Below are 15432 nucleotides of genomic sequence, written 5' to 3'. Positions count from 1 at the left end.
AAGGAACGGCCCGGCCCGCGATGTTGACCGGCTGCGGTTTACTTTTCCACGAACGCGCGTTCGATCACGTAGTCGCCCGGCTGGCCGATATGCGGCGAGATATGCAGGCCGTGCGCATCGAGCAAGGAGCTGGTGTCCTTGAGCATGCTCGGGCTGCCGCAGATCATCGCGCGGTCGACGGCCGGGTCGAAGCGCGGCAGGCCGATGTCGCTGAACAGCTTGCCGGACTCGATCAGGTCGGTCAGACGGCCGGTGTTCTGGTAGTCCTCGCGCGTCACGGTCGGGTAGTAGATCAGCTTGTCGCGGACCTGATCGCCGAGGAATTCGTGCTCACGCAACTCCTGGCGGAAAAAGTCGGCGTAGGCCAGCTCGTTGACATAGCGCACACCGTGAATCAGCACGATCTTCTCAAAGCGCTCGTAGGTTTCCGGGTCCTTGACCAGGCTCAGGAACGGCGCCAGACCCGTGCCGGTGCTCAGCATGTACAGATGCTTGCCCGGCTTGAGGTCGTGCAGTACCAGCGTGCCGGTGGGCTTGCGGCTGACCAGCAGGTCGTCGCCGACCTTCAAGTGCTGCAGCCGCGAGGTCAGCGGGCCGTTCTGCACCTTGATGCTGAAGAACTCCAGGTGCTCTTCGTAGTTGGCGCTGGCGATCGAGTAAGCGCGCATCAGCGGCTTGCCATTGACCTCGAGACCGATCATCACGAAGTGGCCGTTCTCGAAGCGCAGCGCGGGGTCGCGCGTCGCCGTGAAGCTGAACAGCGTGTCGTTCCAGTGACGGACACTGAGGATTTTTTCTACGCCGATCGCGGCCATTGCTTGCTACGCCTTGTCAGATGGGTTTACGGGGACCATCCCCCATAAACCTGATTGTGGAATACCGGTCGCCGCCGTGAGTCGCCTGTATGGACTACCACGGCGGCAGGCCGGCGCTGCCGGCCGTGGCGCCTCAGCCGCTGACCAGCGCGCGGATGCGCTCCACGGCGCCCTTGAGCACCGCCTCGCTGGTGGCAAACGACAGCCGCACATGGCCGGGCGTGCCGAAGGCCGAACCCGGCACCAGCGCGACCAGCGCCTTCTGCAGCATCAGGTCGGACAGTTCGAGGTCGTCCTTGACGCCGAGACGGGCGATCAGGCCATCGACGTTCGGGAACACGTAGAACGTGCCGTCGCCGCTGGCGCACTCGATGCCGGGCACCGAGTTCAGGTCGGCGACCAGCGCGTCGTGGCGGCGCTTGAAGGCTTCGACCATCGTCGTCACGCAGGTCTGGTCGCCTGACAGTGCCGCTTCGGCCGCAACCTGCGCGATCGAGTTCGGGTTGGACGTGGACTGCGACTGGATGTCGGCCATTGCCGTGATCAGCTTGGCCGGGCCGCAGGCCCAGCCGATGCGCCAGCCGGTCATCGAATACGTCTTGGACACGGCATGGATGATCACCGTGCGCTCGTACAGATCGGGGCAGGCGTTGACGATGTTGCTGTACGGCTCGCCGGTCCACAGGATCTTCTCGTACATGTCGTCCGAGGCGATCAGGATCTGCGGGTGCCGGCGCAGCACCTCGCCGAGCGCGACCAGCTCGGCGCGGGTGTAGGCCATGCCCGACGGGTTCGACGGCGAGTTCAGCCAGATCATCTTGGTGCGCGGCGTGATCGCGCGCTCCAGCTGTTCCGGGGTGATCTTGAAGCGCGTCGCCTGCGTGGTCTCGATGACGACCGGCGTGGCGTCGGCCAGCAGCACCATGTCCGGGTAGCTGACCCAGTACGGCGCCGGCACGATCACTTCATCAGTGGCGTTCAGGAAGGCCTGGCACAGGTTGTAGCAGGCCTGCTTGCCGCCGGTGGACACCAGCACCTGATTGGGCTTGTAGTCGAGCGCGTTGTCGCGCTTCATCTTGGCGATGATCGCCGCCTTCAGGCTTGGCGTGCCGCCGACCGGCGTGTACTTGGTGAAGCCGCGATCCATCGCGCCGCGCGCGGCATCCTTGATGTGTTCGGGGGTGTCGAAGTCCGGCTCGCCCGCGCCGAGCGACAGCACGTCGAGGCCTTTGGCCTTCAGTTCGGCGGCCTTGGCGGTCACGGCAAGGGTGGGGGAGGGCTTGATGCGGCCCACGCGCTGGGCCAGAGAGAATTCCACGGCGATTCTCGGTTGGTGGGAGGGGGAGAAATCGGGCGCGCGATGATACTGGATGTGCCGCCCCGAGCCCAGATCGCGCAGCTGCGGGTCGAGCCGGAACCGCCGCCGGACCGGGCGGTCTGCATGACATCGGCATCTCCACGGTCGCGGCCGACGTAGTCCACACTATCTGGCCGCGCCGCTCGCCGGCCGCCCCTTCGCCACCAGGCCCCGTACCGTCTCATGAAAGAAGCGCCCCGCGACGAACTCAAGGACCGCCGGCTCAAGCATCGACGCGAGGAACTGTTCAAGCTCGCGGCCGACTGGGCACCGGCCGGCGATCAGCCGACCGCGATCGCGACCATGGTCGACAACCTGGAGGCTGGCGTCGCGCATCAGACGCTGCTCGGCGTGACCGGGTCGGGCAAGACCTACAGCATCGCCAATGTGATTTCGCGTGTGCAGCGCCCGTGTCTGGTGATGGCGCCGAACAAGACGCTGGCGGCGCAGCTGTACGGCGAGTTCAAGGAGTTCTTCCCGAACAACGCGGTCGAATACTTCGTCAGCTATTACGACTATTACCAGCCCGAAGCCTACGTCCCGAGCACCGATACGTTCATCGACAAGGACAGCTCGATCAACGAACACATCGAGCAGATGCGGCTCAGCGCGACCAAGGCGCTGATGGAACGCCGCGACGCGATCATCATCGCCTCGGTGTCGGCGATCTACGGCCTCGGCGATCCGGAAAGCTACTTCAAGATGGTGCTGCATCTGGTCAAGGGCGACCGTCTGAACCAGCGCGAGCTGATCCGCCAGTTGACGGTGATGCAGTACACCCGCAACGACATGGCGCTGGATCGCAGCACCTACCGCGTGCGCGGCGACGTGATCGACATTCATCCGGCCGAGTCCGATATGGAAGCGGTGCGCGTCGAGTTGTTCGACGACGAGATCGACAGCATCAGCATCTTCGATCCGCTGACCGGCGAAGTGCGCCAGCGCGTACCGCGCTACACGATCTACCCGAAGAGCCATTACGTGACGCCGCGCGAGCGCGTCGTCGCGATGTTCGACGACGTCAAGGACGAATTGCAGCAGCGGCTGCAGTATTACCAGAGCAACGGCAAGTTGCTCGAAGCGCAGCGGCTTGAGCAGCGCACGAACTTCGATCTGGAGATGATCCAGGAACTGGGCTACTGCAACGGCATCGAAAACTACTCGCGATACTTGTCGGGCCGCGCGCCCGGTGAGCCGCCACCGTGCTTGTTCGACTACCTGCCGCCCGATGCGGTCGTCGTCATCGACGAGTCGCACGTGACCGTCCCGCAGATCGGCGCGATGTACAAGGGTGACCGGTCACGCAAGGAAACGCTGGTCGAATACGGCTTTCGGCTGCCGTCGGCGATGGATAACCGGCCGCTGAAGTTCGAGGAATGGGAGCGTTTGGTGCCGCAGACGATCTACGTCTCGGCCACGCCCGGCCCGTATGAACTGGAACGCTCCGGCTCGGCGATCGCCGAACAAGTCGTGCGCCCGACCGGGCTGACCGATCCGCCAGTCGAAGTGCGGCCGGCGCGCAGCCAGGTCGACGATGTGCTCGGCGAGATCCGCCTGCGCGTGCAGCGCGAGGAGCGCACGCTGATCACCGTGCTGACCAAGCGCATGGCCGAGGATCTGACCGATTACTTGAACGAAAACGGCGTCAAGGTGCGTTACCTGCACAGCGACGTCGACACCGTCGAGCGTGCCGAGATCATTCGTGACCTGCGGCTGGGCGTGTTCGACGTGCTGGTCGGCATCAACCTGCTGCGCGAAGGCTTGGACTTGCCTGAGGTGTCGCTGGTCGCGATTCTGGACGCCGACAAGGAAGGCTTCCTGCGCAGCGACCGCTCGCTGATCCAGACCATCGGCCGTGCGGCGCGCAACCTCAACGGGCGTGCGATTTTGTATGCCGACAGCATCACCGGCTCGATGCGCCGCGCGCTCGACGAGACCGACCGCCGGCGTGCCAAGCAGGTCGCGCACAACGAGCTGCACGGCATCACGCCCAAGGGTGTGCAGAAGCGCATCGCCGACGTGATGCGGCTCGGTTACGAAGACGGCGTGGCCGACATGAAGGTGCTGCGCGCGGCCGAGGCCAAGAAGGTCTACGAATCGATCGCCAGCCCGGAACTGGTCGCCAAGAAGATCAGCAAGCTCGAAAAGGAAATGAAGACGGCTGCGCAGAATCTGGAGTTCGAAAAGGCCGCGCAGTTGCGCGACGAACTGCGCCGCTTGCGCGAGGCCGCGCTGATCAACGCGGCTTGAGCGTAGCCCCATCGCCCGGCTACGCAGGCTGGGCGATGGGTTCGAGCCGCGCCGGAGCGGGCCCCGTTTCAATGCGCCGAAGCGCTGCTTTCAGATGCGCAGTTTTTCGTTGAAGAAGCGAATCGTCCGCTGCCAGGCGAGCGTGGCCGCCGTCTCGTCGTAGCGCGGCGTCGTATCGTTGTTGAAGCCGTGCTGCACGCCGGCGTACACGTGCGCTTCGTAGCCGATTTTGTGTTCCTTTAGCGCGGCCTCGTAGGCCGGCCAACCCGCGTTGATGCGCTCGTCATTGCCCGCGTAGTGAATCAGCAGCGGTGCTTTGATTTTGGCCACATCGGTGGCAGCGGGCTGGGCGCCGTAGAACGGAACCGCTGCCGCCAGCTGCGGCAGCTGCGTGGCCAGGAAGTTGGCGATGCCGCCGCCGTAGCAGAAGCCGACGACGCCGACCTTGCCGTTGCCGTCCGGCCATTGCTCCAGGATGCGTGCCGCTGCGATGAAGTCTGCACGCGTCTTGTTCTGGTCGAGCTTCTGGAACTGCTCGCGCGCCTTGTCCTCTTCGCCCGGATAGCCGCCGAGGGTGAACAGCGCGTCCGGCGCCAGCGCGATGAAGCCATCCAGCGCCAGCCGTCGCGTGATGTCTTCGATATGCGGGTTCAGTCCGCGGTTCTCGTGGACCACCAGCACCGTCGGCAGCTTGCCGCTGCGCTGCGTCGGTTGGGCGATATACGCCCGCAGCCGGCCGTTGCCGTCCGGCGACGCGAACTCCTGGTAGCGGGTCTGCAGCCGGGCGTCGTCCGGCGGCACTTGCTGGGCCTCAGCAAAGTTGGGGCTCAGTGCCAGCAGCAGCGCTTCGGCGCTGACGCCGGCCAGCGCGAACTTCTGCGCGCCTTGCAGAAAGCCACGCCGCGAGATCTGGCCGTGGACATAGCGGTCGAACAGCTTCAGTACTTCGGGATCGAAATCCTGTGCGGTTTTGCGGGTCATCGCGTGAGGGCTCCAAGGATGGGTTTGGCGACGTCAGGGCACTGCCCATCCTATGCCGGCAACGACGCGATCCGGTGGATTGATCCGTCACCCCGGCTGCCGGCCACCTCGGCGCTACAACAACTGGAACGCGGCGATCGCCACCAGCGTCGGCGCCAGCGCCGCCAGGAACAGACCCAGCGGGCTGATCGCGCCGTTGTCGAAGCGTTCGCGCAGGATCGCAAACCCCGCCGGGTTGGGCGCGTTGGCGATCACGGTCAGGCCGCCTCCGGTGACGGCGCCGGCCACCAGCGCGTACTTGAAGTCGGCGTCGATGCCCTGCACGAGTGAGCCCAGATACGTCAGCGCTGCGTTATCGGTGATCGCGGTCAGCGCTGTGGCGCCGTAGAACAGCGCGCGCGGATCGAGCCCTGCGAGCACGTCCTGCAGCCACCAGCGCTGCTGTGCGCCGAGCGCGACCAGCCCGGCCAGGAAGAAGGCCACCAATAGACCTTCGCGCAGGATCAGCCGGTCCTGATGTCGCTCATAGGCTTGGGTCACGCCAAGGAAGAACAGGAACAGCCCGCCGAATACGACCGGGTGATGCGCGAACGCGACCACGCCAACCAGAAACAGCAGATGCAGCCCGGTCAGCGCCAGCGGCATGCCGCTGGGCGCACGGCGCTCCGGGGGCGGCAACGCGGCGAGTTCGCGATACAGCAGGGCCGTCGCCGCTGTGGCATTGACCAGCACCGCTAGCGCGGCCTTCCAGCCAAAGGTGGCGAACATGAAATCAATGCCCCAGCCCCATTGGCCGGCGACCATCAGCACCGGCGGCGCCGCGAACGGCGTCAGCGTGCCGCCGATCGACACATTGACGAACAGCACGCCGAGCGTCGCGTAGCGCAGGCGATTGCTGACGGCTTGCGTCAGCACGCCGTCGCGCAGCAGCAGCGCGGCCAGCGTCATCGCGGCCGGCTCGGTGATGAACGAACCCAGCAGCGGCGTGACCGACAGAATCACCAGATACAGCGTGGCGTTGAACGGCCCCGGTATCGCTTTCGCGATCGCCTCGATGATGCCGCGGGCCAGCAGCAGAATCGGCCGGCTGGCGGCGATCACCATGATCACGAACACGAACATCGGTTCGGCGAAGCTCTGCGCTTCCAGATACCCGATCGCCGCGCCGGTGCCCGAATACGCGGCCAAGAACAATACGAAGATCAGCGCCCAGAACCCGAACACGGTCTCGACTTCGCCGAGCAGATGCAGCGCGCCGGCGTGCGCTGGATGACGATGTGCGAGCTTGGTGAAGCGCGAAGCCAGGAAGGTGTGGACGATGGCGATGGCGAACAGCGTCGTGCCGATCAGCTCGGGCAGGGTCGGGGTCATTCCTCGATACGGTCAGTGAGCAAGTCCGTATTATTCCATGCCGGCTTGCCATGTTCGGGCCAGCCTTGTATCTTTCGCGCCCCTGCAAAGCAGCAGGCGCGTAGCTCAGCTGGTTAGAGCACCACCTTGACATGGTGGGGGTCGGAGGTTCGAGTCCTCTCGCGCCTACCAGTTCGACGGTTCTTCACCCCGTCGGACTCGGTAAGCCAACATCAGTACCGTTTTTCAGTGGCCACGACAGGCAATGGTTCGTCGACACTGGCCCACTGTTTCCCATCGTCTCACGTGTTCTTCTTGTCGCGATTGGCTCTCCATGGGCCTGCGCGGTGCTCGGCCGTGCGCAACGGCGTGCGCCAGACGTCGTGCTCCCGACGCGCCGCGTACCGGTAGTTCGCGTTACCTCAGCGGGCATCGCCGAAGCGGTATAAAAGTCGACGGCGAGGGCAACGACGGCTGGTGCGATCCGGCGCGATTCCTGCGTTGCCTGCGCCGCTCTGCGTCCCGGACGCCCTTCGGCGGCCGACTTGTTCCGGCCGACTGCCGGTCAGCTCCGGTTTTTGTCACTCGATCTACATTGCGGCCCATGTCCGAGACTTACATCAGCACCGATGTCGAAACCGATGGCCCGATTCCCGGGCCGCATTCGATGCTGAGCCTGGCGTCGGCGGCGTACCGCAGCGATGGCGAATTGCTAGGGACCTTCACCGCCAATCTCGAAACGCTGCCCGGTGCCTCGCCATACCCGGCCACGGCAGCCTGGTGGCTGACCGAGCCGGATGCCTGGGCGGCCTGCCGCCGTGATCTCGAATCCCCGGCCGTCGTGATGCCGCGCTATGTCGCTTGGATCAAGTCCTTGCCGGGCACGCCGGTGTTCGTCGCCTTGCCGGCTGGCTTCGATTTCATGTTCACGTATTGGTATCTGATGCGCTTTGCCGGCGAGAGCCCGTTCCGCCAGTCGGCGCTCGACATTCAGAGCTACGTCATGGGTGCCAGCGGGCGCAGCTTTGCGCGCAGCGGCAAGCACTGCATGCCGCGCCGCTGGTTCGACAACCTGCCATCGCACACGCATGTCGCGCTCGACGATGCGATCGAGCAGGGCGTGTTGTTCTGCCGGATGCTGGCCGAATATCGCCGCTGGGGCGACGAAGAGGCCGCTTAGTCGGCTGATGCCCGCGGCTGGCCGTTCGGCATCCCGCTGACGGCGCTGGTCCGTTGGCTGCCATCGCGGGCTGCCACGATGCTAGCGTCAGTGGCCGCATCACTGCCTGCGAGACATCGATGATCCCCAAGCTCTCGGCCTGGAGCCTGATCCGCAACGCCACTGGCGCCGATTCGGCGCCGCGGCGTTCGTTCGTGTTGGCCGTGTTGGAGATTTATCAGCGCTACGGGGTCTACATCGGTGGTCAACTGGCCTATGCCGATCTGGTTCAGCAGTGGCCCGCGGCTGGCTTCCGGCGCAACGATCTCGAAACCGCGCTCGACGATGCGGTCGCTGCCGGCTTGCTGAGCTTTGATGATCGCGACGGCGAACCCGCGCTGGTGCTGCTGTCGACGCATTGGCCCGAAGATTCGCAGCGCCCGCTGGTCCAGCGCCTGCGCCAGCGTGCAGCCGACCACACGCTGCTGCTGCAGCGCGCCCACCGACGTGAATCCTCGTCGCCGTGGAATGGCGACAACCGACGCGCGCAAGGCGCGGCGGCCATCGCATGAAAGCCTACGGCGCCAGTGCTGGCGCGTCCTCGCGCGGCGTGCTCTGAGTGCCCGGCGTCAGCGCGTTGACACCCGCAACGGTGGCGAACGCGGTGCCGAACGACTCTGCCAAGTTGTCGGTTTCAATCGTGTCGACGTACCACCACTCGGCCTGGCAACGCTCGTCGGTTATGTCGAGCAGCACGTAGCCATGCCGGCTCAGGTCGACATACTTCATGTGCGGGTTCAGCAGCCGGATCACGTTCTGCACCGGCGCCAGTTGGTCTAGCCCAGGTGAGGTGATCGACGGCGCGACGAACTCCACGGCCAGGCTGCCGGATGCGGGCTGCGAGCCGAGGCCGGGACGGTAGACCAGCAGGTTGTTCGGATCGCGGCTCAGGTCCATCGCCCAGCTGGTGTGGATGTCACCGGTCAGCACGACGACGTTGTCCAGCGACTCGTTCTGGATCAGGTCGAACAGCCGATCCCGGTCGCTGCGGTAGCCATCCCACTGGTCCATGTTCAGGTACACGCCGCCATTGGCCAGCAGTTCCGGCGTACCGGCCACCTTCAGCTGGCCAAACATCACTTGCTGGCCGATCAGCTTCCAGCGCGCGGTGGTGTTCTTCAGTTTGGTTTCCAGCCACGTCAGCTGCTCTTCGCCGGCCAGCGAACGGCTGCTGTCGTCAGGGCAGGTCTGCTGCGCCTGCAGCTCGCATTGCAGGCTGCGCGCATACAAGCGCGTGTCGAGCATCACGATGTCGACCAGCGCGCCGTAACCCAATTCGCGGTAGATGCGGTTCGGGTCGCCCGGCGTCGGCAGCCGGATCGGCATCCATTCGTCGTAGGCCTGCTGGCCATTGGCCTTGCGCAGAAACCAATCGGGTACGCCCTCGTCGCCTTGATGGTTCTCGGCGCCGTCGCGATAGCTGTCGTTGGCGGTTTCGTGATCGTCCCAGACGGTAATAAATGGGTTCTGACGGTGCAGTTCCATCAGGTTGGGGTCGCGCTTGTACTGTGCGTGGCGTGTCCGATAGTCGCTGAGCGTCGCGATTTCGTTGGCCGGCTCGTACGCGCGGGCCGTTCCGTATTCACCGCTGCCGTATTCGTAGATGTAGTCGCCCAGATGCATCACGGCATCCAGGTCATTGCGCTGGGCCAGCGCGCCGTAGGCGTTGAACTGTCCATGCGCGAGGCTCGAGCAGCTGACCACGGCGATCCGCAGCCGATCGATCACGGCGCCGGCTGCCGGCGCCGTGCGTGTGCGCCCGACCGGGCTGTCGAAGCCGCGCGCGCTGAACTGGTAGTAGTACGTCGTGGCAGGTGTCAGACCGGCGTAGTCGATCTTGACGGTCCAGTCGCGAGCGGATGTCGCATCGACGCGGGTTTGCCCGACTTTCTGCTGCAACGCGCGGTCGGCGTAGACCGACAGCGTGACCGGGATCGTTTCGCCGGCTTCGGGCGTTACGCGTGTCCAGAAAATCACCGCACCGGGCAGCGGATCGCCGCTGGCAACGCCATGCTGAAACGGGTTGATCGCCGTGCGGTCGTCACCGTCCCCGCCCGCGCTGCAGGCGGACAGGGCGGCGATGGCCGAGCCGCCCGCTCCCCGCAGGAAATCACGACGCGAAATACCCCGCCGGATCGCCTTACGGCGACCGCGTACTGGTGAACCCATGGTGTTGCCCCCTGTTTCAAATGGATGGCGGCATCCGCGTAGCGCTGCCGCAATGCGGCGATTTTGTCGGCAGGCAATGTCATCGACATGACATCAGCGTCCGATGAGCCGGATTTCCCAGCGCATCTTCGTGTCTGCAGCCGGAATTTTCATCAGCCTGTGATGTGCGGCGGTCACGGTCGTGTTTTTGCCGGAACCCGCCATGCCGCCGATCACGCGCCGTCACTTTGTCATCGCCAGTGCGGCCGCCTTGCTAGGTGCCTGTACATCGGACGATCGCGACGCGCCGATGGGGCCTGATGATGGCGATCCGCCGTTGAGCGATGCGCGTTTCAGTCATGGCGTCGCCAGTGGCGATCCGCTCGCCGATGGCGTCGTGCTGTGGACGCGCGCCGTGCCGGTATCGGCAACCGACACCATGGCGAGAGTCCGCTACGAGCTGGCGGCCGACCCCGCATTTGTCGAGCTTGTCGGCAGTGGCTTGGTGCAGACCGACGCGATGCGTGACTGGACGATCAAAATCGATCTGTCGGGGCTGCAGCCCGATCGTGCTTATTACTACCGGTTCCGATCGGCGTCCGAGATGTCGCCGACCGGCCGAACGCGGACCGCGCCGCTGGGTGCAACGCCTCGATTGCGACTGGCATTCGTCACCTGCTCGAACTACGTAGCGGGGTACTTTCATGCGTATCGACGCATCGCCGAGCGCCGAGACCTGCATGCGGTGGTGCATCTGGGTGACTACATCTACGAGAACGGTGCGGACGGCCCGGTCCGCGCCCACCAGCCGCCGCGCGAACTGCTGACGCTGGCCGACTACCGGGAGCGCTACGCGCAGTACCGCGCCGACGAAGACTTGCAGGAGCTGCATCGACAGCACCCGATGATCTGGGTCTGGGACGACCACGAGGTCGCCAACAACGCGTGGCGCGCTGGCGCCGAGGCGCACGATCCCGCGCAGGAAGGCGATTACGCGACGCGCAGAGCAGCGGCCATGCAGGCCGCATTCGAATGGATGCCGATCCGGCTGCCCGATGCCGGTGATCCTGCGCGGATCTGGCGCGGGTTTACGTTCGGTGATCTAGCCGATCTGGCGATGATCGATACCCGCCATTACGGCCGCGATCAAGCGGCCGAGCCGAACGGGCTGTTCGCCGATGCGCTGCCCGTGTTCACCCAGAGCGGCGATTTCGCCGATCCCGCACGTCAATTGCTCGGTGTGCCGCAGCAGCAATGGTTGGTCGATCGCATCGGTTCAGGCCATGCGCGCTGGCAGTTGATCGGCAATCAAGTGTATTTCTCGCCGTTGAAGCTGCTCGGTTCGCCGCGTGCTCTCGGTGGTGGCGGACTGTATTTGTCCAACGACAAATGGGATGGATACGACCCGGCTCGATCGGTGCTGCTGCAGGCGATGGCCGCTCGCGACAACGTGGTGGTGCTGACCGGAGACGCGCATGAAGCCTACGCGTTCGAAATCACCGACGACCCGAACGGACCCGGCTATCAGCCACTGACAGGCGACGGCGCCGTTGGCGTCGAGTTCGTCGCGACGTCGATCAGTTCCCGCGGCGATCCGGGGCAGGGCACCGGCATCACGGCCATCGTCGAGCGCACCCAGGCGCAGGCCGAGCAGTTGCTCCGCGTCTCCAACCCGCACTTGAAGTACTACCAGAACACGCTCAACGGCTATCTGCTGATCGATCTGAGCGAGGCCCGCCTGCAGGCCGAGTTCTGGATGGTGCCGCAGGTCGGTGTGCGCACGGACCAGCAGTTTCTCGATCGCAGCTATGCCGTCGACGCCGGACGTCATCGACTGCAGCCGACGTCGACCCCCAGCGAGCCGATTGCCGATGCACCGCTGCCGGCGCCGTAATGGCGCCCGCGATGCGCGACCTTAGCGAGGGTTGACGGCGCTGCGATCCAACGGTGCCGGGGGCGCGCTGCGGGTTCCCTCGGTCGGCGTCACCGACAGGCCGTGCGCGGTGACGTCGTCAATCTGGTCGGGATGTCGCGGTATCGGCCGACCGCTGTCGCTGCGCGCCCAACTGATCATCTGTCGCCCCAGCACGTCAGGCGCGTCCGGCGTCAACTTGTCTTGCCACCAATACTCGAAGATCGCGCGCTCGGTGTTGAGGTCGACGATGCCGTAGCCATGGTCGACCCATTCGATGAACTGCACGTTCTTGTTGCCGGTGATCAGCGCGAGTTCCAGCGCGCGTGCGCCCAGAATGCTTTCAAGCCCACCGGCCGGCTGCTGCAGTGCGTTGGATACCAACTCGTCGGCACCGCCGCGGCCCATCGAACTCGGCGCAAATTCGACGCCGACCGACGCCGCGCGTTGATTGAGTCCGGGAAGATTGCCGGTGCCGGCGCGACCCCAGCCGGCCGGTGTGTTCAGCGGCGTCGAACCCGGACGCGGATTGGGCACCGGCAGTGCCGGCAGGCTGCCATCGATGAACGCCGTGCTCTCGATCAGGTCGGAGCCGAGATTGCCGTGCGCATCGCCGGACACCACGATGTTGTTGCGTACCCGGTCATTGCCCGCATCGTCACCGCGCAGCGCTTGAAACAGCGCGGCGCGTTCTTCGGGATAGTCGGTCCATCGGCTGATGCCGAGCTTGGCAGTCGGTACGCCATCGATCAGATCGGGAATGTCGACCGGCGCGATCCAGGTCTGGTTGTTCAGCAGCCGCCAGGTGACGCCCGCTTGCGAGGACTCGCGCATGCCTGCGACCAGCCACTCAAACTGTCGGCGACCCATCAGGCTGTTGCCAGACGCAAGATGACCGGAGTCGAGCGTGAGTTGATAGCGCGGCAGCCCGATCTGCGTATCGAGCCCAAACACGTCGAGCAACTCGCCGTAGCGCAGGCGGCGCCAGACCAAGGTGCTGTCCGGCGGCATTGGATAGCGGCCGTCGTCGACGAGTAGAAACTCGCCGGACCCATCGGCCTTGACCGGCCGCGACGGCGTCCATTCCCAGAAGGCTTGCGTGGTCTGCGCCAATGTCGTCGAGCCGGCCTGGCCGTCGAACGGTGTCGGCAGTTCGTTGCCGTAGCCCGGGTCGATATCGTGGTTGTCCCAGACGATGAACCACGGGTGCTGCTGATGCGCGCGCATCAGGCTGGGGTCGCTGCGCCACAGCGCATAGCGGCGGCGAAGTTCCTGCAGGTCGAGCCAGTCGCGGTAGTCGATGTCGGCCGTGTCCGCGCCTCCCTTGCGAGCACGAACGGCTTCGTCCTCGTCGACGAAGTCATAGATGTAGTCGCCGCAGTGGATGACCAGATCCAGATCGTTGCGGTCGGCAAGGTTGGCAAACCCGCTCCAGTGGCTGGACCAGTAGCTGGAGCACGACATCACGGCGACCCGGATCGAATCGACGGCGCCACGCGGCGCCGTGCGCGTGCGCCCGATGATCGAGCGCCGGCCGAAGGCTTCGAACTGGTAGTAGTACGTGGTTGCGGGCTGCAGGCCGGTCACGTCGACCTTCACGGTCCAGTCGCGGTCGGCTTGCGTGATTTGCTCGCCGCTGCGCAGCGGCGAGCTGAAATCCGGCGTCGACGACACCGCCCAGCGCACCGGGATTTGGCTCGCCGACGGCGTGCTTTCCGTGATCCGCGTCCAGATGATGACGCGATCGGCCATGGGATCGCCGCTGGCGACGCCGTGCGCGAACGGCAGCGGCAGCACCAGCGGGAAGTCGAATTCCGGCGGCTCGGTCAAATTGCCGGTGCTGCTGTTGCCGCCACCGCTGCCTGGAGGCGGTGGTTCGACCGTCGGGCTGCCGCCGCCGTTGCTGCCGCAGGCCGTCAGCGCCGTCGCCGCTGCAGGCGCGATGCCGATCGCGGCGATGCCGCGCAAGAAGTCACGCCGATCCAACGGAGGTGCCACCTGATCTGCTCCCAGTGTCGACTAGCTGCGGTACCAGGGGCCTTCGATCGCGTACGTGATGCCCGCGGTACCGACCGAGTTGCCATTGCCGGGGCCGCGCTGGGAGCTGAAGTAGAAGAAGCGTCCATCGGGCGAGAACGCCGGCCCGGTGATTTCGGAGCCTTCGTGACCGACCAGCTGCACCATCGGTGCGATTCGGCCGTCGGGCTGGATCGCCACCGCCTGCTGGTTGGCCTCGCTCTTGTCCTCGACGACGACGATGTCGCCGCCCGGCGTCATGACGATGTTGTCGACCGAGTCGAGCACCGGATTGGGCTGATGGAACGCATCGTCGTACAGCACTTGTAGCGTCTGAGCGGCAAGGTCGACCGCGTAGACGCGGCGGTCTCCCTTGGTGCCAACGTACATGACGCCCTTCTGGTACCAGATCCCTTCGCCGCCGTTGAAAGCGGTGGTTTCGGGCACCTGGCGGCGCGTCGGCGTCCCGCCGATCGTCAGATCACCTTGGGCGATGCTGATCGGATTCGGATTGGGAATGTCCAGCCAGTCGATCTTCCACGGGCCTTTCGCGGTTTCGGCGTTGATGTCGTCCGAGGTCAGCACGCGCAGCGCCTGCAGCGTTCCGGTTTCGCTCGGGCGTCCGCCGACGTTGGGGTTGGTCGGCACAAACCGATAGAAGCGACCGTCCGGCCGGTCCTCGGTCATGTACAGATAATTGGTCGTCGGATCGACGGCCACGGCCTCATGGTAGTAAGTGCCCAGGCCGCGCCAGCGCGTGACGTTGCGCCCGGTGGTATCGAACGGATCGCACTCCCAGATCACGCCCAGATCGTATTCCTCGCCCGACATCCAGGTGCCCCAGGGCGTCACGCCGCCGCCGCAGTTCAAGCGGGTCAGCAGGCCGGGCAGGATGTTGTAAGCGCTGACGATCTCGCCCTTGGCATCAAAGCGGATCGCGTCGACACCGCCGGGCAGAAACTCGCGATTGCTGACATAGACCCAGCCACCGTCCGGCGCCGGGAACACGGCGCCGCCGTCGGGATCGGTATGCCAATTGAAGCCCGTGCTGCCGACGGGCCTGTTCGCTTCGGCGATCACGCGGCTGGTGAAGCCTTTCGGGATCAGCAGGCCGTTAGCATCCGGTTCAGTATTCAGTTCCGGGAACGACAAGCGGCCGGTGCCGCCGACGCCACCGCCGCTTCCGCCGTCGATGATGGAGCCGTCGGCGCCGCCGCCGCAGGCCGTCAGGCCGCCGCCGATGCTGAGCAGGCCCATACCGAGAAAGCTGTCGCGCAACACCTGGCGACGGGTCAAGCGGCCGCGTGCAATGCGGCGAAAGTTATCAATGGCAGGCATGGGTCAACGCGTGTAGGAAAAATTCGGGTCGGCGATGTTGTACGGC

General features: G+C 65.3%; 11 protein-coding genes and 1 tRNA gene. 5 read left to right on the top strand and 7 right to left on the bottom strand.

The window, feature by feature from the left end:
* Positions 1-38 precede the first annotated feature (38 nt).
* Together BUB09_RS00630 and BUB09_RS00625 are read right to left on the bottom strand one after the other, a co-directional pair.
* Positions 39-815, bottom strand: coding sequence for a ferredoxin--NADP reductase (locus BUB09_RS00630; protein WP_072892810.1), 777 nt, complete (start codon positions 813-815; stop codon positions 39-41).
* A gap of 133 nt (positions 816-948) precedes the next feature.
* Positions 949-2133, bottom strand: coding sequence for a pyridoxal phosphate-dependent aminotransferase (locus BUB09_RS00625; protein WP_072892808.1), 1185 nt, complete (start codon positions 2131-2133; stop codon positions 949-951).
* Positions 2134-2355: 222 nt separating this feature from the next.
* On the opposite strand from BUB09_RS00625, the gene uvrB reads away from it, so the two are divergent.
* Positions 2356-4422 carry an excinuclease ABC subunit UvrB gene (uvrB, locus tag BUB09_RS00620; RefSeq protein ID WP_084083047.1) on the top strand — a complete coding sequence of 689 codons (2067 nt, stop codon included), beginning with the start codon at positions 2356-2358 and terminating at the stop codon, positions 4420-4422.
* Positions 4423-4512: 90 nt separating this feature from the next.
* Here the strand turns inward: uvrB and BUB09_RS00615 are convergent, their stop codons facing one another.
* Together BUB09_RS00615 and BUB09_RS00610 are read right to left on the bottom strand one after the other, a co-directional pair.
* On the bottom strand, positions 4513-5403 hold the full coding sequence (locus BUB09_RS00615) for a dienelactone hydrolase family protein (RefSeq protein ID WP_072892807.1): 891 nt from the start codon (positions 5401-5403) through the stop codon (positions 4513-4515).
* 114 nt (positions 5404-5517) lie between these two features.
* Positions 5518-6774, bottom strand: a complete 1257-nt coding sequence (locus BUB09_RS00610) for a putative Na+/H+ antiporter (RefSeq protein ID WP_072892805.1) — start codon at positions 6772-6774, stop codon at positions 5518-5520.
* 94 nt (positions 6775-6868) lie between these two features.
* Between BUB09_RS00610 and BUB09_RS00605 the strand changes: the two genes are divergently transcribed.
* The 3 genes from BUB09_RS00605 (at position 6869) to BUB09_RS00595 (ending at position 8484) form a co-directional block, all read left to right on the top strand.
* Positions 6869-6945, top strand: a tRNA-Val gene (locus BUB09_RS00605).
* 412 nt (positions 6946-7357) lie between these two features.
* Positions 7358-7933, top strand: coding sequence for a 3'-5' exonuclease family protein (locus tag BUB09_RS00600; protein WP_072892803.1), 576 nt, complete (start codon positions 7358-7360; stop codon positions 7931-7933).
* Between the two features lie 119 nt (positions 7934-8052).
* Complete coding sequence (locus BUB09_RS00595; protein WP_072892801.1) at positions 8053-8484, top strand: hypothetical protein; 432 nt, start codon at positions 8053-8055, stop codon at positions 8482-8484.
* 4 nt (positions 8485-8488) lie between these two features.
* Here the strand turns inward: BUB09_RS00595 and BUB09_RS00590 are convergent, their stop codons facing one another.
* Positions 8489-10141: an alkaline phosphatase D family protein gene (locus tag BUB09_RS00590; RefSeq protein WP_072892800.1), complete on the bottom strand. Its 1653-nt coding sequence runs from the start codon at positions 10139-10141 to the stop codon at positions 8489-8491.
* A gap of 202 nt (positions 10142-10343) precedes the next feature.
* On the opposite strand from BUB09_RS00590, the gene BUB09_RS00585 reads away from it, so the two are divergent.
* Positions 10344-12014: an alkaline phosphatase D family protein gene (locus BUB09_RS00585; protein ID WP_072892799.1), complete on the top strand. Its 1671-nt coding sequence runs from the start codon at positions 10344-10346 to the stop codon at positions 12012-12014.
* A 21-nt stretch (positions 12015-12035) separates the two neighbouring features.
* Here BUB09_RS00585 and BUB09_RS00580 read toward each other — a convergent pair whose 3' ends face one another.
* Complete coding sequence (locus BUB09_RS00580; protein ID WP_072892798.1) at positions 12036-14030, bottom strand: alkaline phosphatase D family protein; 1995 nt, start codon at positions 14028-14030, stop codon at positions 12036-12038.
* A gap of 21 nt (positions 14031-14051) precedes the next feature.
* The gene (locus BUB09_RS00575; protein ID WP_072892797.1) at positions 14052-15386 is read right to left on the bottom strand and encodes an alkaline phosphatase PhoX; all 1335 of its coding nucleotides are present in this window, start codon (positions 15384-15386) and stop codon (positions 14052-14054) included.
* Positions 15387-15432: the final 46 nt, after the last annotated feature.

This window comes from Hydrocarboniphaga daqingensis (assembly GCF_900129825.1).
In the GTDB taxonomy this organism is placed as follows: domain Bacteria; phylum Pseudomonadota; class Gammaproteobacteria; order Nevskiales; family Nevskiaceae; genus Hydrocarboniphaga; species Hydrocarboniphaga daqingensis.
This window is presented reverse-complemented; position numbering and strand designations above follow the sequence as displayed.